Source organism: Nocardiopsis sp. NPDC057823, from assembly GCF_042797335.1.
In the GTDB taxonomy this organism is placed as follows: Bacteria; Actinomycetota; Actinomycetes; order Streptosporangiales; family Streptosporangiaceae; genus Nocardiopsis; species Nocardiopsis changdeensis.
This window is the reverse complement of the sequence record NZ_JBHVLR010000004.1, coordinates 318,718-336,810: the sequence shown is the minus strand read 5'-3', so window position 1 is coordinate 336,810 and position 18,093 is coordinate 318,718. Positions and strand designations below refer to the sequence as shown.

At 74.7% G+C, this 18,093-nt stretch carries 20 protein-coding genes; 11 read left to right on the top strand and 9 right to left on the bottom strand.

All coding sequences use genetic code 11. The annotated features are described in order from the left end of the window. Window positions 1-737: 737 nt before the first annotated feature. On the top strand, window positions 738-2,702 hold the full coding sequence (locus tag ACFVNO_RS10195) for an LCCL domain-containing protein (RefSeq protein WP_378891238.1): 1,965 nt from the start codon (window positions 738-740) through the stop codon (window positions 2,700-2,702). A gap of 142 nt (window positions 2,703-2,844) precedes the next feature. Here the strand turns inward: ACFVNO_RS10195 and ACFVNO_RS10190 are convergent, their stop codons facing one another. After that, window positions 2,845-3,396, bottom strand: a complete 552-nt coding sequence (locus ACFVNO_RS10190) for a thymidine kinase (RefSeq protein WP_220563177.1) — start codon at window positions 3,394-3,396, stop codon at window positions 2,845-2,847. A 724-nt stretch (window positions 3,397-4,120) separates the two neighbouring features. Between ACFVNO_RS10190 and ACFVNO_RS10185 the strand changes: the two genes are divergently transcribed. Beyond that, complete coding sequence (locus ACFVNO_RS10185) at window positions 4,121-5,056, top strand: ion transporter (RefSeq protein WP_355258474.1); 936 nt, start codon at window positions 4,121-4,123, stop codon at window positions 5,054-5,056. 361 nt (window positions 5,057-5,417) lie between these two features. On the opposite strand, the gene ACFVNO_RS10180 is transcribed toward ACFVNO_RS10185, so the two are convergent. After that, entirely contained in the window at window positions 5,418-5,813 is a 396-nt protein-coding gene (locus tag ACFVNO_RS10180; RefSeq protein ID WP_355258471.1) for a hypothetical protein, read from the bottom strand. Next, window positions 5,810-6,088 (bottom strand): hypothetical protein, encoded by a 279-nt coding sequence (locus ACFVNO_RS10175; protein ID WP_355258468.1) that lies wholly within the window; start codon window positions 6,086-6,088, stop codon window positions 5,810-5,812. The genes ACFVNO_RS10180 and ACFVNO_RS10175 overlap by 4 nt, the downstream gene beginning before the upstream one ends. 97 nt (window positions 6,089-6,185) lie before the next feature. Here ACFVNO_RS10175 and ACFVNO_RS10170 point away from each other — a divergent pair, with 97 nt between their 5' ends. From ACFVNO_RS10170 to ACFVNO_RS10145, 6 genes are all read left to right on the top strand, one after another. Continuing rightward, window positions 6,186-6,959 (top strand): Scr1 family TA system antitoxin-like transcriptional regulator, encoded by a 774-nt coding sequence (locus ACFVNO_RS10170; RefSeq protein ID WP_378891232.1) that lies wholly within the window; start codon window positions 6,186-6,188, stop codon window positions 6,957-6,959. Further along, window positions 6,956-7,135: a DUF397 domain-containing protein gene (locus ACFVNO_RS10165; protein ID WP_378891229.1), complete on the top strand. Its 180-nt coding sequence runs from the start codon at window positions 6,956-6,958 to the stop codon at window positions 7,133-7,135. Before ACFVNO_RS10170 ends, ACFVNO_RS10165 begins: the two co-directional genes overlap by 4 nt. Window positions 7,136-7,524: 389 nt before the next feature. Next, window positions 7,525-8,052: a hypothetical protein gene (locus ACFVNO_RS10160; protein WP_378891226.1), complete on the top strand. Its 528-nt coding sequence runs from the start codon at window positions 7,525-7,527 to the stop codon at window positions 8,050-8,052. Beyond that, window positions 8,049-8,516, top strand: coding sequence for an ATP-binding protein (locus ACFVNO_RS10155; protein WP_220563170.1), 468 nt, complete (start codon window positions 8,049-8,051; stop codon window positions 8,514-8,516). Before ACFVNO_RS10160 ends, ACFVNO_RS10155 begins: the two co-directional genes overlap by 4 nt. A 71-nt stretch (window positions 8,517-8,587) precedes the next feature. Then, window positions 8,588-9,475, top strand: coding sequence for a hypothetical protein (locus ACFVNO_RS10150; protein ID WP_355258459.1), 888 nt, complete (start codon window positions 8,588-8,590; stop codon window positions 9,473-9,475). 195 nt (window positions 9,476-9,670) lie between these two features. Beyond that, a complete protein-coding gene (locus ACFVNO_RS10145) occupies window positions 9,671-10,396 on the top strand; it encodes a hypothetical protein (protein WP_220563168.1) in 726 nt (241 codons plus the stop codon). A gap of 336 nt (window positions 10,397-10,732) precedes the next feature. Here the strand turns inward: ACFVNO_RS10145 and mug are convergent, their stop codons facing one another. Together mug and ACFVNO_RS10135 are read right to left on the bottom strand one after the other, a co-directional pair. Further along, window positions 10,733-11,359 (bottom strand): G/U mismatch-specific DNA glycosylase, encoded by a 627-nt coding sequence (mug, locus tag ACFVNO_RS10140; protein ID WP_355258456.1) that lies wholly within the window; start codon window positions 11,357-11,359, stop codon window positions 10,733-10,735. A gap of 61 nt (window positions 11,360-11,420) precedes the next feature. Then, entirely contained in the window at window positions 11,421-12,668 is a 1,248-nt protein-coding gene (locus ACFVNO_RS10135; RefSeq protein WP_355258453.1) for an FAD-dependent monooxygenase, read from the bottom strand. A gap of 78 nt (window positions 12,669-12,746) precedes the next feature. On the opposite strand from ACFVNO_RS10135, the gene ACFVNO_RS10130 reads away from it, so the two are divergent. Further along, entirely contained in the window at window positions 12,747-13,343 is a 597-nt protein-coding gene (locus ACFVNO_RS10130) for a TetR family transcriptional regulator (protein WP_355258450.1), read from the top strand. Window positions 13,344-13,441: 98 nt separating this feature from the next. On the opposite strand, the gene ACFVNO_RS10125 is transcribed toward ACFVNO_RS10130, so the two are convergent. Continuing rightward, complete coding sequence (locus tag ACFVNO_RS10125; RefSeq protein WP_355258447.1) at window positions 13,442-13,729, bottom strand: DUF4287 domain-containing protein; 288 nt, start codon at window positions 13,727-13,729, stop codon at window positions 13,442-13,444. 99 nt (window positions 13,730-13,828) lie between these two features. Then, a complete protein-coding gene (locus ACFVNO_RS10120) occupies window positions 13,829-14,176 on the bottom strand; it encodes a hypothetical protein (protein ID WP_355258444.1) in 348 nt (115 codons plus the stop codon). A gap of 245 nt (window positions 14,177-14,421) precedes the next feature. Here ACFVNO_RS10120 and ACFVNO_RS10115 point away from each other — a divergent pair, with 245 nt between their 5' ends. Continuing rightward, on the top strand, window positions 14,422-15,279 hold the full coding sequence (locus ACFVNO_RS10115) for an SRPBCC domain-containing protein (RefSeq protein ID WP_378891217.1): 858 nt from the start codon (window positions 14,422-14,424) through the stop codon (window positions 15,277-15,279). Then, a complete protein-coding gene (locus tag ACFVNO_RS10110) occupies window positions 15,276-15,614 on the top strand; it encodes a metalloregulator ArsR/SmtB family transcription factor (RefSeq protein WP_355258438.1) in 339 nt (112 codons plus the stop codon). Before ACFVNO_RS10115 ends, ACFVNO_RS10110 begins: the two co-directional genes overlap by 4 nt. Before the next feature lie 108 nt (window positions 15,615-15,722). Here ACFVNO_RS10110 and ACFVNO_RS10105 read toward each other — a convergent pair whose 3' ends face one another. Together ACFVNO_RS10105 and ACFVNO_RS10100 are read right to left on the bottom strand one after the other, a co-directional pair. Next, window positions 15,723-16,670, bottom strand: coding sequence for a hypothetical protein (locus ACFVNO_RS10105; protein WP_355258435.1), 948 nt, complete (start codon window positions 16,668-16,670; stop codon window positions 15,723-15,725). A gap of 176 nt (window positions 16,671-16,846) precedes the next feature. Continuing rightward, complete coding sequence (locus ACFVNO_RS10100) at window positions 16,847-18,028, bottom strand: DUF695 domain-containing protein (RefSeq protein ID WP_355258432.1); 1,182 nt, start codon at window positions 18,026-18,028, stop codon at window positions 16,847-16,849. Window positions 18,029-18,093 lie beyond the last annotated feature (65 nt).

The window sequence follows — 18,093 nt, the reverse complement described above, 5'->3', positions numbered from 1 at the left end:
CGCCGCCGCCGACCAGGGCCGAGGGCATGGCCGCCGACGTGCCGAACACCCCGGGGGCGGGGCGTTCCGGGCCGGTCCGGCGGCCGGTGGATTCCGGGAACGGAGGGTTCCGCGGTTCTCTCACCGGGGAATCCCTTTCCGCCCGGAGGGGCCGGGGCCGGGGCGAGGGTGGAGAATTCCGGTGTGGCCGCGGAATCGAAATTAGTCGCGGCCCCGGCCGGGGCACATCAGGGGAGAGCCCCGGTTCGGCGCGCCCCGCCCCCTGGTGTTCCACAGGGTGCGCGCGGGCGCCCTCAGGGGCGCGGCCCTGACCGTGCCTCCGATCGCGACCCTGTGACCCCGCGGTCTTCCGACTCCGCGGCCCTGCCCCGGAGTCCTGCCGAACCGCTCCCGTGTTTCCGCCGTCCTGTCCCGGGCAGTCCTGCGAACCGCCTCCGCCGTCCCGTCCCGCCCTGTCCGGCCCCGCTGCTCCGCCCGCGGAGCCCCGCGGCCCCGCGAACCACCCCCGCCGTTCCAGCCGCGGAGCCCCGCGAACCGCCTCCGCCGAGCCGCTCCCCGCAGCCCCGCGAACCACCCCGGCCGCTCCGCCGTCCTACCCCCCGGAACCCCCACCGCCCTAGCGCAGGGCCCCGGACGCCGTGCCCGTGTGGCCGGAAGCGGACGGAGCGTGTCCACGGCGGTACGGCTCTGGCATGATCCACCCGACCCGACGGACGCCTCCCGCGGAAAGCGATGCCATGACGACCCCCCTCCAGGACGGCGACCCCGCCCGGATCGGCGATTTCACCCTCCACAGGCGCCTGGCCGTCGGCGGTATGGGAGTGGTCTACCTCGGCCGCTCGCCCGGCGGCCGCGTGGTGGCGGTCAAGACCGTCCGCCCCGACCTGGCGTCGGACCCCGAGTTCCGGCGGCGCTTCACCACCGAGGTCAGGACCGCGCGCAAGGTGGGCGGCTTCTACGGGGCCGAGATCGCCGCCGCCGACACCGAGGGGGACCCGCCGTGGCTGGCCACCACCTACCTCCCTGGCCCCACCCTCCACCAGGCGGTGGCCGGGAGCGGTCCGCTGCCGGCCGCGTCGGCGGCCGTGCTCGGGGCGGGCCTGGCCGAAGCCCTCAAGGCGGTGCACGCCAGGGACGTGATCCACCGGGACATCAAGCCGGGGAACATCATCCTCGGGGAGGACGGCCCCCGGCTCATCGACTTCGGCATCGCCCGGGCCCTGGACGCCACGTCGTACACCCGCACCGGCACCGTCATGGGCACGGCCGCGTTCATGCCGCCCGAACAGATCCTCGGGGACGCGGTCGGCCCGCCCGGCGACGTGTTCTCGCTGGGGTGCGTCCTCGTCTTCGCCTCCACCGGCCGCGGCCCCTTCGGTGACGGCCCGGCCCACGCGATGACGTACCGGATCGTGCACGGGGAGCCGGACCTGAGCGGGGTGCCCGACGGCTTCGCCCCGACCGTCGAACGCTGCCTGGCCAAGGAGGCCGCGGACCGGCCGACCCCGGACGAGGTGCTGGGCGCCTTCCGAGCGCTGGCCGACGCCGGGGACGTCCCCGGGGCGGGCGGTGCCTGGCCGCCCGAGTCGGTCACCGAGGTCATCACCCTGCACAAGACCCTGCTCATGACCCTCGTCGACTCCGAGCCGCAGGAGCCGGATCGGAAGAAGGAGGGGTCCGCCGCGCGGTCCGGAACCCGGGCGAAGGAGAAGCCGGGAGGGTCGAAGGGCGCCGAGGAACAGCGGAAGGGAACCAAGCAGGGAAAGGGGGAGGGGTCGAAGCAGGGGAAGAAGGGCGGTGGGAGCCGGCCGGAGGCCGAGGGGCACGACACCCGCCGGGAGACCCACTACAAGGCCATGGCCGACGCGTTCCACGGCCGGGTCGACGACCTCGGGCGTGAGGGGGAGAAGGTCGGCTGGGACGCCACGGCCGAGCGGTTCCGCGGCCGGGACCACCACTCCTTCTCCTACGTCCTGCCGCCCGGAGGAACGAAGAACGCGGGTTCCGTCTGGGGCGACGGCATCTACAGCGACGATTCCTCGGTGGGCCTGGCCGCCGTCCACGCCGGTCTGATCACCCTCCAGAGCGGGGGCCGTGTCACCTTCACGGTCCGCCCGGGGCGGGAGTCCTACCGCGCCTCCACACGGAACGGGATCACGAGCAGGACGTGGGACGAGTGGTCGGGCAGCTTCGAGTTCGTCCGCGGACCCGGTGACTCCTGGAAGCCTCCCAAGGGGGCGGAGAGGTGGGGCACCTCCTCGAACGCGGTGTCCGCCGGGAAGCGTGACCCGAAGCCGGCCGCGCCGAAGAAGCAGCCGGAGAAGCCGCCGGAGCCCCAGGAGGACGGCGGCAACGGCTGGTGGTGGGCCCTGGGCTGCGCGGTCGTCTTCCTGCTGCTGTACGCCAACCACTTCGGGTTCGCGGCCTGGGTCGGCCAGGCGGTGAACGACGGTGTCTCGGACATCGAGGCGGGCGACTGCCTGGCCGTCTACGAAGAGGCGGAGTCCTCCGTGTACACCGAGGTCTTCTGCCTGGCGGCGAACAGCCGGTACGAGGTGCTCGCCGTCCGACCGGGGGAGGAGCTCTACGAGGCCGACGCCACGAGTGCCTCGGGCCTGCGCTCCCGGTGCGAGGACGTGTCGGAGAGCGATCAGATCGTCGTGCTCGGCGGGAACGCCCTGTGCCTGGAGGACGTCGGCTGATCGCGCGGCGCCCCGCGCCCCCGCCCCCGCCGCCCGGCGCCGCGTCCCGGACACGCGGCCCGGGGCAGGCCCCGTGCGCCCGCACCGCCCCGCCTCCCCCGCGCCCTCCGGCCCGGGCCCCGGTCCCGGACCCCGCCCAGGGTCAGGCGACGCCCGCCATGAAGTGGTGGCGGCACAGGGTCGCGTACGACTCGTTGCCGCCGATGTGCACCTGTTCGCCCTCGTACACCATGACGCCGTCCACCACGCGCGCGTTGTGGGTGGCGCGCTCCCCGCACCAGCAGCGCGCGGACACCGGCAGCACCTCGATCTTGTCCGCCAGCTCCACGAGCCGCTGCGAGCCCGGGAAGAGCCGCCCCTGGAAGTCGGTGAGGATCCCGTAGCAGTACACGTCGATCCGCATCCCGTCCACGACGCCCGCCAGCTGGCCGACCTGCTTGGGTGAGAGGAACTGGGCCTCGTCGCAGATCACGTACGGCGCCTTGCGGTCGGCGACGTCGTCGTAGAGGTCGAGGTCGTCGGTCACCTCGACGGCCGGGGACACCAGTCCCAGGCGGGAGGAGATGATGCCCGCGCCCGCGCGGTCCTGGCGGGTGTAGAGCACGCCCTCGCTGCCGCGGGAGTGGTGCTCCTGGAGGGCCATGGTGCTCTTGCCCGAGTTCATGGCTCCGGTGAAGTACTTCAGCTCCGCCATGGCTCTCTTTCCTCGGTCGGGGGCGGGGTCCGGGTGCGGTCCGTCGGATCCCGGGTTCCGGACTCCGGTTCGCGCGGCGGTTCCGGCGGCCCTCTCCCGCTGGGCGGGACGGGCCGGTCCGGGCGCGGTCCCGGGACCGGTGCGGCCGAGGGGGCTGGGGACGGTGGGGGCCGGAGGCCAGCAGAGAAGATACCAGTGCGCCGCCCGTTCGCAGGAACCCCGACAGGGGTCCGGGCGTACCGGACTCCGGGGGCCTTCCTTCCGCTCCGGCTCGCGGATTCCCCGCCGTTGACGCTTTTTCGGCCCGGTTTACGCGACGAGTGTGTTCCAGCCGGAATTACCGATGTGGTGCGTTGCACCCGTGAATCGCCCCGGTCGTCATCCGCCCGTGACCGTCCCGGCGCCGGTATGCGCCCGTGCGGGACCGGTGGCGCCGCGCGGCCGTGCCCGCCCGGCTCCGGGCACCGGCCGTGGCGGTGGCCCGGGCCGCCCCGCCGGGACGGGGCCGCGGGCGCGGCCTCGGTGACCTGCGACGGAACGCCCCGTATCCTTCCTGGTCGGTCCCGGGCCCCGTCGGCGGCGGGCGGCGGCCGGGGCGGTGGCCGCCCGGGGCGACGCGCCGAACGCCGCCGGGGGACGCGCCGAAGAGTTGTTCGGTTGCTTTTGATATATCTGGGTGGCCACTGTCCGAATCGGGGGTGGAATTGCGGAGGGGAACGGCACATTGCGCAGGGAACAGGTCACCCGTGTGGTGGAGAGCCAGTGGTTCTCCAATGTGATGCTTTTGGTGATCCTGGTCAATGCGGGGATTTTGGGTTGGGCGACTTATGGGGGTTCCGCCCTTCCTTATCTTCTGGTCGCCGAGCACGTGATCGTCGGCGTCTTCGTCATCGAGATGGGGCTCAAGCTCTACGCCTGGCGCGGGGACTTCTTCCGCGCGCCCTGGAACTGGTTCGACCTCCTGGTCGTGGCGATCTCGGTGATCCCGGCGACCGGCCCGTTCTCCGTGCTGCGCATCCTGCGGGTGCTGCGGATCCTGCGGATCATCACGGCGGTCCCGCAGATGCGGATGATCATGACGGCGCTGTTCCGCTCCGTGCCGGGCATGGGGACGGTCATCGGGCTGCTGCTGGTGACCATCTACACCGCGGCGATCATCGCCCAGCAGCTGTTCGGCAAGGACGTGCCGGAGTTCTTCGGCGACCTGGGAACGTCGCTGTACACGATGTTCCTGCTGCTCACCACGGAGAACTGGCCGGACGTGTCGGACGCCGTCCTCGAAGACCACCCGCTGGGGTGGATGTTCTTCGTGATCTACATCGTGCTCACGGCGTTCATCATGCTGAACCTGGTCATCGGCGTCATCGTGACCTCCATGGAGCAGGAGGTCAACGAGGTGCGCTGGGAGGAGGACCAGGAGCTGGAGGCCGTGCAGCACGATCAGGTCATGGCGCGGCTGGAGCAGCTAGGCGCGCAGGTGGAGCGGCTGGACCGGATGCTGCGTGAGCAGCGCGGTGACGGGGGCGCGACCGACGGGGCCGGACCTGGTGCGGGGCCGGACACCGGCCCGGCCGGGGAGCCGGGCCTCGGGGCGGTCGCCGACGCCGGCTGCGGGGCGGGTGCCGCGGTGCAGGGGAACGGGCACCACCGCGAGGTGTGAGCGGGCCCGCCGCGCGGTGGAGGGCGCACCGGCGCGTCGGCCGGGGCCCACCGGCCCCGCAGCGCAAGAGGGGACGCGGCGGCCCGCGGGCCCCTCCGGGGTCCGGCGTCCGGGCGGAGCGGACACCGGCGCGGCCGTACGCCCATCCGCCGGTCCCGCCCCGGGCGCACCGGAACCGCCCGGTGGCCCGGCGGCGGAGCGAGGGCGTGTCCCGTGCGGAGCACGGACGTTCCGCACGGGGTGCGCACGCGGTGGTCCCACCGGCCCCGCGCCGCCGTGCGGCGGTCCCACCGCCCGGCGGCCCCGCCGTCCCACCGCCCGGCCTCCGCCCCGCCGCCGGGACCCCTGCGTCCGCGGCGGGTCAGCGGCGGGCGTCGAGCCAGGGGGTGGGCAGGGCGCCGCCGCCGCGCAGGTACCGGTGGAGGGCCTCGAACGCCCGGTCGGCGCGGCGCAGGACGGACGCCGGGTCGACGGTGGGGTCGGCGGCGTCGCGCAGCAGCGAGGACAGCCGGTCGAAGAGTTCGTCGGCCCGCTCCCGCTGGGCCCGGGTGACGGGCCGGTCGGTGCGGCGCTCGCGGGCGGCGGTGGTCGGTTCGGGCATCGTGTTCTCCTTCTCGGTGGTGTGTACGGGCGTGCGGGTCGTGGAGGTGCGCCGGGGGAGCGGCCCGGCGGTCGGGGGCGCGGCGTCCTCGGGCCGGGTCCGGGGCGCGGCGAGGCGGGCGAACTCGGCCCAGGTGAGTCCGGTGCGGCCGTTCACAGGCGGCGCAGGAGTTCGGCGGCAAGGTCGCGGGCCAGGGCCTCCTCGCCGCCGGAGGGGGCGACCGGGAAGAGGACGTGCGGTCGGCCCGGCATCGGCCGCCACCACCGGCCGTCCGCGTGGCGGACGGTGAGCCGGCGTCCGGCGTGTTCGGCGCGTACCGAGCCCGGCGGGTCGCCGTCCGCCGCGGCGATCCCCCGGCGGCGCAGCGCCGAGCGCAGTGCGAGGGCCGCCGTTCCGTCATCGGCGACGGGGGTGTGAGCGGTGTCGTTCATGTCCCCAGGGTCGTCGCGCGGGGCGCGCTCCACCAGATAGATAAGTATTCCCGTAAAGACATGGTCGGGGCCGTAGCGCTCTGATTGGCTTTGCAACATGACTGCAAAGCAATTCCCGGCACGATTGGCCAAAGCACGCGAACTAGCAGGATTAACACAAAGGCAGCTCGCGGCGCGCGCGGGTACGTCGTCGGCTTCTGTATCCCGGTGGGAAGCGGGCAAGACCACGCCGCAACGGGACAACGTCCAGATCCTCGATGATGCGGTCAAGGCCTACGGCGCCCTGTTGAAGGCGTGGGTCGGTGACAGGGAGGGCGCGGGCCTCCCGGCGTACATGCGCGACCTGGGCCGGCTCGAAGAGCTCGCGCGCCTGATCGAGCTGGTCTCGCCGCTGCTGGTCCCCGGCCTCCTCCAGTCGCCCTCGTACACCCGGCTGATCTTCGAAGAAGGGCTGCTGAGCGAGACCGGCGCCGACCTGGAAGAACTGGTCGCGCTGCGGTGCGGGCGCTACGAGAAGCTCCGCAGCACCAACGACCCCAAGGTCGTCGCCGTGTTCCCGGAGACGGCGCTGACACTGGTGCCCGAGGAGGTGCGCGTGGAGCAGGCGCGCCACCTGGTGGAGCTGACCGACACGGGGCGGGTGAGGGTCCACCTGGTCCCCTCCGGCTCCCTCCTGCTCGGGGTGACGTCCATGCTCCTCGTCTTCCACATGCACGACGGCGGAACGGCTGTTTCCAGCGACCACGTGGACGGTAACGTCGTCTACGCAGACTCCGACGGATACCCCCGTTTGCAGGGTCTGGTGAAGCAGGCGCTCGGTGCCGCGCTTCCCGCTGGCCAGTCGCGAAAGGTATTGGAAGAACTACTGTGAGCAATGAACTCTGGCACAAGTCGTCCTACTCGTCTTCGGGGGCGAACTGCGTGGAGGTGCGCGAGCACGAGACCGGTGCCGACGTGCGCGACACCCAGAACCGCGAGGCCGGGCACCTGGCCTTCGGCCGTACCGAGTGGTCCGCGCTCCTCGCCGGGGTGCGCACCGGCCGCTGACCCCGGTCCGACCCCCGTCCCCCGCGTCCGCGCGGGGGACTTCTCCATGCCCCGGGGCCGTGGCCGCCCGGCCCCGGCGGGCGCCGCCGGCCGACCGCGCGGCGGTGCGGGCCCCCGACCTGGAATTCCAGGACGGGGGCTTTTTTCATGACGAATGACCGAATGGCACCTTTGGTGAAAATAGCCAGAAAAATTCCCAGAGAGGCCCCCACCTGCACAGACACCCCCCCATGAAATTTTCCCGGACCGATCCCGCCCCAGCAGGCCCTATCGTCTCTGCCATCGCATAATCTCTGCCTGACAACCGAAAACAGTGACCCCGCGACGCTTAGCCAGCGCCCGGGGTCGTGGCCAGCAATTCACCACTTTGAATCCAAAGGATTGCCAGCGTGAGCCAGTTTAGCGCCGCGCTTTTGAGCCGTGCCCTGCACCTGCTCGAAGCGCTCCTCTCCCCGCCCCGGGGCCGCCACTCCCGGACCCGTCTCCTCGGGTTCCGCCGCAGGTCGGCCCGGGTCCGCCGCTACGCGGCGAACCCCGGACCCGCCCGGCGTTCCACCCCGCACCTCCCGGCCGCCCCCGCGCCGCCCGCCGAGGGCCTCCCGGCCGACGACGTCGCCCTGGTCCGGCCCTACTACACCGCCCACGAACGCTCCCTCGCGGCCGCCGCCGAGGACGCCGACCGCGCGCAGGCCGACGCCCGCGCCCGCCTGGCCCGCTGGACCGGCGGACCCGTCGACCCCTCCGCGCCGCCCCGTATCCCGGCACCGCGCCCGATGCCCCCCGGGGACCTGCTCGCCCCCGTGCCGCCCCGGCCCGCCCCCGCCCGGGACCCGTTCGTGCCGCCGGACCTCGCCGACCTGGAGAGGGCCGTCCGGGTGTGGGTCGCCCGGAACCACCGCAGGGAGGCGGGCGTATGACCGGGGTCCGCGCCTGGCCGCCGCGCCGCTACCCGGGCACCACATCCGAGCTGGCCCGGATGCGCTCCGATCTGGCCGCCGACCTGCGCGGGTTCGCCCCCGACACGGTCGACGCGGTCCTCCTCTGCGGCAGCGAGCTGTTCACCAACTGTCTCAAGTACACCGCTTCCGGCCGCTCGGGCGGGCGGGTGGTCCGGACCCTGTGGGCGATCGGGGGCCGGGTCTGCGTCGGGTTCACCGACGACGGCGGCACCGGCGGCCGGGTCCCGCGCATCCCCTACGCCCGCACGGACGAGGAGTGGGCGCTGGCCGAGGGCGGCCGGGGCCTGCTCCTCATCGAGGCCACCGCGACCGTGTGGGGGCACCGGCCGGTCTGCGACTGCTGCGACCTGGGCCGCCACACCTGGGCGGCGTTCACCCTGCCCGATCCGCCCGACCCGCCCGACCTGCTCGAGACCGCGTGAACCCTCCGGGCCGCGGGCCCCGCCCGCGGCCCCCCACCCCGCACCCCTGCGACGAACGACCGAGGAGCCCGATGCCGAGTCGATCCCACGAGATCCCGCTCCGGCTGATCCAGAACAGGCCGGAGACCGTCCCGGCCCTGCTGCGCGAGGCCCTGGGATTTCCGGCCACCGGCCACACGGAGGCGGTCCTGACCTCCTCCGTCCTGACCAACTGCGATCCCAAGGAGTGGAACGCCGACGGCGCGGTCCTGCTCCGCGACGGCGGCCACCCCGTCCTGGCGGTGGCCGTGGAACGCCAGAACGACCGCGACACGGAGAAGCACTTCAGCCGGCCCGCCTACCTGGCCACCCTGTACGGGCGCCTCGAATGCCCCGCCGTGCTGGTGGTGCTCTGCCCGGACGAGGCGGTCGCCCGCTGGTGCGCGCGGCCGATCGAGACCGGCCACCCCGGGTTCACCCTGCGACCCCTGGTGGTCGGCCCCGACACCATGCCGGTGGTGGTGGACCCCGAACGGGCCCGCGCCCTGCCCGAACTCGCGGTGCTGTCCGCGCACGCCCACGGCGGGCACGACGGCCGGGTGCTGAAGGCCCTGGTCGAGGCGCTGGACTCCGCCGGTGAGACGAACCGTCCGTTCTACTATGACCACGTGCTGGCCGGCCTCAACGAGGCGGCCCGTAAGGAGCTGGAGGGCTTGATGTCCGTGGACACCTACGAATGGCAGAGCGACTTCGCCCGCAAGTACGTCGGCATCGGCCGTGAAGAGGGCCGCGAGGAAGGCCGTGAGGAGGGCCGCGAGGAGGGGGTCGCCGACAGCGTGCTCCGCGTCCTCGCCAAGAGGGGGATCGCGGTCTCCGACGGCGTCCGCACCCGGATCCGGTCCTGCGGCGACCTCGACACCCTGAACTCCTGGCTGGACAGGGCCCTCGACATCTCCCGGGCCGAGGACCTCTTCGACTGACACCGCCGCCCGAGGGCCCCGGACCGGCCGCCGGGGATCCGGCGCACCGGGCGCCCCCTCGCCCCGCGAGGGGGCGCCCTGCCGTTCCGGGCCGCGCCTACCAGGTCCGGCGTCCGCGCACAAGCGCTCACCGCCCCAGAGGGAACGCGTCGCCGTACTCAGGCGCCCCCGCCCCCGCGCGGTGAGGATGGGGGCATGACGAACCGAGCGAAGACCGCCTTCGGGGCCCTGGCCCTCCTCGCCCTCGCGGCCACGGCCTGCGCCCCCACCCCCGAGGCCGCCTCCGTCCGGGCTGTGGAGGAGGACGGGCTGCCGCTCCCGGGCGCGGACGGCCAGGCGCCCTCCGAGGACATGTCCCTGGAGGAGGCCGCTCCCTTCCTGGAGGCGCAGGGGTACCTGCCCGCCGAGGGCGACCTGAACGGCTACGAGATCGGCCACCTGCCCGACGACGTGACGGGCACCCCCTACGACCTGGACCACACGGCCCTGGCCGAGCGGGACGGCCACGTCGTTCCCGACACCCACGAGGTCGAGCGCTCCTGGCTGGCCGACACCATCCAGGTCGACCACCTGGTCGACGACTTCGGCGAGGTGATGGCCGAACGGGAGGCCGTCGCCGTCTCCAGCCTGTACGTGTCCGTGATGCGGCGCGACGACTTCACCGACATCGACGCCTACTACGAGGCCACCGGGACCGTGCTGGAGGAGGAGTTCCACGACTCGCCCGCCCGGGAGCTGCCGGACGGCGACGGGCACTACAACGGGTCGACGGCGATCTTCTCCCCGGAGCCCGGGGTGGTCGTCCACCTCTCCTACGTGGACGACGCCTACTGGGCCGAGGTGGAGGAGAGCGACGACCTCACCGCCGAGGGCGACCCCGAGGAGGTCCTGCGGATCGTCGAGGGCATCACCCCCGCCTGACGGTCCCCGCACGGGCGGCGGGGACGGGCGCCGTGCCGAGGCCGGTCGGCGGGCGGACGCCGCCCCGCCGGGCGGCCGGGTGCCGGGCCATCGGCGGGGCCGTGCTCCGGGACCGGTGGCCGGGACCGGGCTCCGGGGCAGCATCCGGGCCGTCGACGGAGCCGCACGCCTGACCCTTGACGGTGCCGCGTGCCAGGGCCGGACGCCCGGGGGCCGGGTTCCGGGGCAGCATGCCGGGGCCGCACGCAGGCCCGCCGACGGGGCCGCGCCCGCGCGGCTCCCGGCCGACGCCCCTCGGCCGACGTCCCCGGCCACTGCCCCGGTCGGCGGCCGGGCTCAGGGGAGGCGGTCGGGACGGAGGTCCGGCAGGCCCGCGGCCTCCCGCAGGCGGGCGTACTCCCCGGCCAGGGAGGCGAGCGTCCAGTGGGCGTTGCGGCCGCTCGGGTTGGGCAGCAGCCACACCCGGGTGCCGCCGATCCCCTCCTCCTGCGGCCCCACCGCGGCCTTCCGCGCCCCGAAGGCCGCGCGGTAGGCGGTTACGCCCAGCATCGCCAGCCACTCCGGTTCCCACTTGCGCACCTTCTCGCGCAGCAGCTCCGCACCCCGGGCGTACTCCTGCGGAGTCAGCTCGTCGATGCCGCGGGAGGGCCGGGCCACCAGGTTCGTCAGCCCGAGCCGCCACCCCCGCAGCTCGCCCTCCCGCTCCGGGGGCAGCACCTCGGGCGTGAACCCGGCCAGCGCCAGCGCGGGCCAGAACCGGTTGCCCGGACCGGCGAAGTGGTGGCCGCGCACGGCGGTGGTCAGCCCCGGGTTCACCCCGCAGAACACCACCTTCATCCCCGGCGCGAGCAGGTCCGGCAGCAGCCGGTCGCGGGCCGCGTCCAGTTCGGCGCGGCTGAGCCCGCCGACCCCGCGCAGCGGCCGGGTGCCCCGGCCGCGTCCCGACCCCGTGGCGTCGCCCATCGGTTCCCCCTTCACCGTCCGTGTGTCCTCCCGGGAGGACCTACCCCGTCCGCCGGAGCCGTCAGGGGCGCTCCGGATCGGCCCCCGGTCCGGACGGGCCGCCCAGGACGGCCGGGTCGGGGTCCCAGCCCACCGCCGAGGAGCCCGCCAGGGCGAGCGCCCGCGCGGGCACCCGGCGCAGCAGTGCGTTGCGCACCGACTGCCGCCAGCCGCCGCCCAGGTCCGCGCCCACCCGGGCGATGAACGCGGCCTGCCGGGCGATGCTCCGGCACTTGGGGCGGCGCTCGGCGTCGAAGCGGGCCATCGCCTCCGCCTGGTCCGCGCCCGCCGCGACCGGGGCCGCGACCAGCGTGCCGAGCGCCACCGCGTCCTCCAGCGCGGTCGCCGCGCCCTGGCCCATGGTGGGCAGCGCCGCGTGCGCGGCGTCGCCGATCATCACGACCCGCCCCCGCACGTAGGTCGGCAGCCCGCCGCGCAGGTGGTGGACGTCGTGCCGCATCAGGTCGGCCGGGTCGGTGCGCTCGATGAGCCCGGTGACCTCCGGCGCCCAGCCGGCGAAGCGGGCGCGGGCCGTCGCCAGCTCGTCGGCCACGACCGCGCCCCGCGGGGCGCGCACGTAGCCGTACCAGTACAGCTCGGTGTCGCTCACCCGCATGACCCCGAACTCCGCGCCCGGCCCCCAGTACTCGAAGAGCCGCCCGTCGCGCTCGGTGTCCGGGACGATCGCCCGCCAGCTCGTGCTGCCGCTGTACGCCGGGTGCACCCTCGGGAAGAGGACGCCGCGCACCGCGCTCCACATCCCGTCGGCGCCCACGACCAGGTCGGCGTCGGCGCGCAGCACCTCACCGCTCGCCGGGTCCCGCCACGACACGGCGGCGCGCGGCCCGCCGGGCGTCCCGGCGGACAGGTTGGCGACCCGGGCGCCCGTGACCACCTCCACCCCGCTGTCGCGGGCGGCGTCGGCCAGGGCCGCGTGCAGGCGCCGGCGGTGGAAGCCCCGGATGGTGACGGCCTCGCGCACCTCTTCGAGGTCGTCCGGGATGAGCAGGATCGGGCGGCCGAGCGTGTCCCGGAACCCGGTGCCGACGGTCTCGTGGCCCAGGGAGGCGAGCCGGTCGCCGCCGATGCCCAGGGCGGCGAGGGCGGCGACGCCGTTGCGGGGGACGGCGACGCCCGCGCCGACCTCGGGGCCGCCGGTGCGGCGTTCGAGCACGGTCGTGCGCCAGCCCGCCCGGGCGAGCGCGGTCGCCGCGGCCAGCCCCGCGATGCCGCCGCCGACCACCGTCGCCGTCAGTGTTCCGCCGCCCATGATCCCTCCAAGCCTCGGTCCTCCACCACCATTCAATACGATGGTAGTGGTAAGCGGCCGAGTCCTATACTCGGCCCCATGCCACCCGCCAACCTGCGCCGACGCCGGGCCCTCGCCGACGCCGCGATCGCGCTGCTGGCGGAGGAGGGGATGCACGGGGTCACGCACCGGGCGGTGGAGGCCCGCGCCGGGGTGCCCGCCGGGACGGCCACCAACTACTTCCGGAACCGGGAGGCGCTGCTGGTCGCCGCCGCGGAACGGGTGCTGGAGCTGCACACCGCCGACATGGCCGCCGCGACGGAGGGGATGGCCGGGCCGACCGGGCCCGAGGAGCTGACCGACATGATCGCGGCGTCGCTGTGGGGCGCGGCGACCGTGCTGCGCGACCGCTACCTGGCGATCTTCGAGCTCCGGCTGGAGGCCCGGCGGCGGCCCGCGCTGGAGGAGGTGCTGGGGCGGCTGGAGCGGGCGGTGGTGGCCGACACCGTCGATCTGCACGAGGTGTTGGGGACGTCGGTGCCGCCGGGGGCGGTGGCCACCCTGGCCACGCTCTACGGGGGCGCGCTGTTCACGCTGGTCACCGGTCCGGCGGGGGCGTTCGGCGAGGCGGACGTGCGCAGGCTCGTCGCGGCCATGGTGCGCGGGGCGGCGGGCCCGGACCGCGACCCCGCCTGAGCCCCGTCCTGAACGCCGACGGCCCCCGGCGCACCGTTCGGGCGGTGCTTCCGGGGGCCGTCGCGGGCCCGGGGGAGGGGCCGGGGGGTGGGGAGGGGTCAGGGGCGGGTGGCCTTGCCGTCGAGCCAGAGGGTGTCGGACTCGTCCCGGTGGGAGCCAGTGGTGCCGACGTGCTTGGCGTCGATCTTGGGCCCCTTCTTGATGACGTGGACCAGGGCCATGCCGTGGCCGCGGCCGAGGTCGTAGTCCTCCTTGAGCCAGGCGAGGATGACCCCGGCCTTGGTGTCGGGGGCGTCGAGACCGCGCTCCTTGGCGAGGTCGACCAGTTGCCGCGGGGTGAGACCGGTCTTGTCCTCGATGGTGTCGAGGTAGGCCTGGAACGACATGGGGAAGTCCTTTCATCGGGCGCCTTCCCGAGTCGTCCCCGGTGCGCCGTGCCGATGGGAAGAGCATGCCGCGCCCCTCGGACATTCCGGGACCGGCCGTCAGGCCCAGACGCGGTGGGCGCGGACGCCTCCGGGCTCCAGGGCCAGGTGGCGGTGGTCCGGCGGGGCCGTGTCGACGGCCTCGTCCACGTGGACCAGGAACAGCCGGAGCGCGGCGATCAGCGGCTCCGCGTCGGGGAAGACCTCCTGCGCCTCCCGGGCCGTCGTCCGCAGCCGGACGCCCAGGGCGGCCGGATCCACGTGCAGGATGAAGGGCTTCCCGCCGTCCCCGCCGTCCAGCAGCACCGTCGTGCGGTCCGGGGACGCGATCGCCGCGCGGTCCCCCGGGCTCAGGCGGTGCAGCAGCTCGTCGAACAGCTCCTCGTCGCCCCACTCCGTCCCGGTCACCGGTCGGCCCCCCGCGGCGGCGCCGGCGGCCACGGCGTGCGGCGGTCGGGCCCGGGCGCCCTCACGGGGCGGCCGCGGGCGACGGACGCGGCGGGCATCGTCGTCTCCACCACCTCAGGATCGCCGCGCGGGCCGTTCCCGCGACGCAACCGGAGGGCGTGTCGCGAAGAAGGCCATGCAACCCCTTGGTTGCACCTTGGTCTTCGCTGTGCAACTCTGGGGTTGCACCAGAGGAGGGCTCCACCATGACCGACACCGACCGGATCGAACGCTCCATCGACATCGACGCCCCGCCGGAGCGCGTCTGGGACCTGGTCACCCGGCCCGGATGGTTCATCAACGACGGCGCCGTCATCGACCACAGGATCGACCGCGACGGCGACACCGACATCGTCCGCGACCCCGTGCACGGCGACTTCCGCTTCCGCACCGAGAAGCTCGACCCGCACGGCTACGCCGCGTTCCGCTGGATGGACGCCGACACCGACGCCTCCACCCTGGTCGAGTTCCACCTGGAGGAACGCCCCGGCGGGGTGCGCCTCACCGTGGTCGAGAGCGGGTTCGACACCCTCGGCGGAACCGAGGCCGACCGGCGCCGCCGCCTGGAGGAGAACACCGAGGGCTGGCGGATCGAACTGGCCGCCGCCCGCGAGCACGTGGACCCGCTGACCGTGCACCGGGCCGTCCACATCGACGCCCCGCCCGAGCGCGTCTGGGAGGCCGTCACCACGCCCGCGCACTTCGCCGCCTGGTACGCGTTCGGCGGCGCCGACTTCCGCCCCGAGGCCGGGGCGCCCATGACGCTGCACTGGGACGAGCACGGCACCTACCGGGGGCGGGTCGTGGCGGCCGAGGCCCCGAGCCGGTTCGCCTACCGCATCGCGGCCGAGCCGGACACCGAGCCCGGGGAGGACGGCTCCACCCTGGTCGAGCTGGCGGTGCGCCCCTCCGGGAAGGGGACCCTGCTCACCGTCGCCCAGACGGGGTTCGACGCGCTCGCGCCCCGGTTCGGCGCGGCGGCCGACAACGCCGCCGCGGAGGCCGACGGCTGGGCGGGGGGCTTCGCCGCGCTGACCGCGCACCTGGCGGGGGAGCCGAAGTGAGCGTCCCGGACGCCGGGGGCGGGGCCACCGCCACGGTGTTCGCCGCCCTGGGCGACGAGACCCGGTGGGCGGTCCTGGTGCGCCTGGGCCGCGAGCCCGCCTCGGCGTCGGCGCTGGCGGCGGAGCTGCCCGTCACCCGGCAGGCGATCGGCAAGCACCTGGAGGTGCTGCGCGCGGCCGGCCTGGTCGAGTCGCAGCGGCGGGGGCGCGAGGTCGTGTACCGGGCGATCGGCTCCCGGCTCGACGAGGTGGGCCGCGACCTGCAACGGGTCGCCGAGGCATGGGACCGCAGGCTCGCCGCCGTCAAGGAGATCGCCGAACGCGGCGACGGATGAGGCGGCCCCGGGGCGGGAGCGGGACCCGTTCCCGTTCCCGCAGCGGTCGCGGCCCCCGGTCGGCCGGGTGGCCGGACCGGGGGTCCGTCCGGCGCCCGGGGCGGGCCGTCAGCGCCAGGGGAGGGGGGCGAGGGCCTCGGCGAGGAGGTCGCGCTCGCCCGGGGACTCCGGGCGCAGGCGGTCGGCCGCGGCGGCGAGGTCGGCCCCGGGGCCGCAGCCCGGGGACAGGCTCACGATCCGCCCGTCGCCCATGGCGACGCGCAGCTCGGCCGGTTCGGTCGCGGAGTGGTGGACGGCGACGGTGTCGCCGCTGCGGACGCACCGCGTCCCCGGGTAGTCGCAGCCCTGGTCGATCCCCTCGGAGGCGCGGTCCCAGGTGACCACGTACAGCGGGGCGCCGTCGCCGTCGAGGTAGGTGAGCCGCAGCCCCTGGTGGGTGCGGTGGGCGGCGGCCAGCGTCCAGTCCGGGTGGTCCAGGACGGTGATCGGCCGCCCGTAGCCGCGGATGAGCGCCCCGGCCCGTTCGGCGGCGGTGTGGCCGCGCATCGCCTCGGACAGCACCGGGAGCAGGAGCAGCAGGACGAACACCACGGCCACGGCGGGCAGCGTGCCCGGGGCGCGGGCGCCCGGCAGCCGGGTGGAGAGCATGGCGGCGCCCAGGCCCAGGGTGGAGATCACCCCGGTCAGGAACGGGATGTTGACGTTGGGGCCGCCCGGCAGCGGGGCGGCGTCCGGGGCCAGGAACGACACGACGACCGGCACCGCCATGGCCGTGCCGGTCACCAGCACCGAGCAGGTCAGGGCGTGCACGACGCCGAACCCGGCCAGCCAGCGGTCGGCCATCCACGCCATGAGCAGGACGACCCCGGTGACCACCGGGGCGAGCAGGAACAGCCCCATGCCCGCGTCGCTCAGCGTCAGGGCGCGGGAGAACTCCCACAGCGCCAGCGGGAAGAGCGACATCAGCGGGGCGCCCACCAGGCACAGGGCGAGGATCGCACCGACCGCGGCGATCCGTGGCCGGCCCGTGGGAGCGCGGGGAAGCACACCGTCCATCAGGCCGAATCATCCTCCTGGCGGGGAGGCCACGTTACGCCTCTTGGGGCTTGAGCGCCAGATGTGCAACGCGGTGACAGGACTTGACCCGCGCGGCGCCCCCGGTGCGGGAGGGTCCGCACCGGGTCGTCCCACGGTCAACGGGAGTCCACGCCCGGCCCGCGCCGCTTGACGCGTCAGTTCTTGAAGAAGGAGCGGTAGGGGCGCAGCAGGCCGCCGAACACGCTCCGGGCCGGGTCCAGCTGGGTGCTGAGCTTGAGGTCGCCCTCGGCCCAGCCCTTGAGCTCCTCCTCGAACGGGGCCAGCGCGCCCGAGTCGGGGTCGAGGTAGTACAGCATGTCCTTGCGGCCGGGCACGGTCTGGTGCATGAACAGCGCGCCGTTGTCGCCCAGCACCCGGTTGAGCCGGTTCTCCAGGTCCTGAAGGGCCAGCTCGGACGACTCGCCGGGGCTGCCGTCGGCGGTGGTCTCGGCGTAGGGCACGATCACGCGCACGGCCAGGGTGAGCGCCGGGAAGTCGCGGCGGGTCAGCGGGTGGCGGGCGGAGAAGGTCACCCGCCCGCGGCCCGGGCCGGTCCCGTGCAGGGTGACCCAGCCGCCCTCGCCGCCGCCGAGCATGTCCACCATCTGGCGCACCGTCGCGGGGATCGACGTGGGCGGCAGCGGGTCCATGGGCGACTCGTCGAGCGGGTCCACCTTGGCGATGTAGCGCACCATGTCGTCCTCGCCCAGGGCGAGCATCACCACGTGGTCCGCCAGGGAGCGGCGCACCTCCTCGGACAGGAACATGTTGTCCGGGTGGTAGACGCCCACCTCGATCCGGCCCGTGGCGTGGTTCACGCGCATCGACACCGACACGTGGGACAGGTCCAGTTCGTGGCCGTCCCAGGTCACCGTCCGGGTCAGGCCGTCGTGGTCGGCGGGCCGCGCCGGGAGGAACCGCCAGGCGCCGTCCTCGGGGGCCGAGCGCGCCCAGCGCTCGGACTGGATGCGGGCGTCGTCGGAGGCGCCCGGACGCAGGGTGAGGGCGTGGGCGGCGGGCTCGGCCAGGGAGCCGGGGTCGTCCAGCGCGGCCAGCCGCGCCAGCAGCTCGTCGGGGTCGACGTCCATCGACAGGTCCAGGTCGGTCAGGTCGGGGGCGGGTGCGCTCGGCGCCGGCCCCACCTCCCAGTCCAGGTCCGGGTGCACGGCCTTGACCAGCGCGGTCACCCGTTCGGCGGCCTCGTCGGAGACCGGGCGGTCCGCCTCGGCGGCCTCGGCCAGGGGGTCGCGCAGGGACGGCCAGGCCTCCCAGAACGCGGTGATCGCGGCGGTCGAATCGGTGGTGTCGTTGGAGCGGCGACGACGGAACAGAGCCATGGGTCGATTTTCGCAGAGCGGACGACCACACCCGCCCCGCACACCCCCGGCGGGCGCATAGGCTG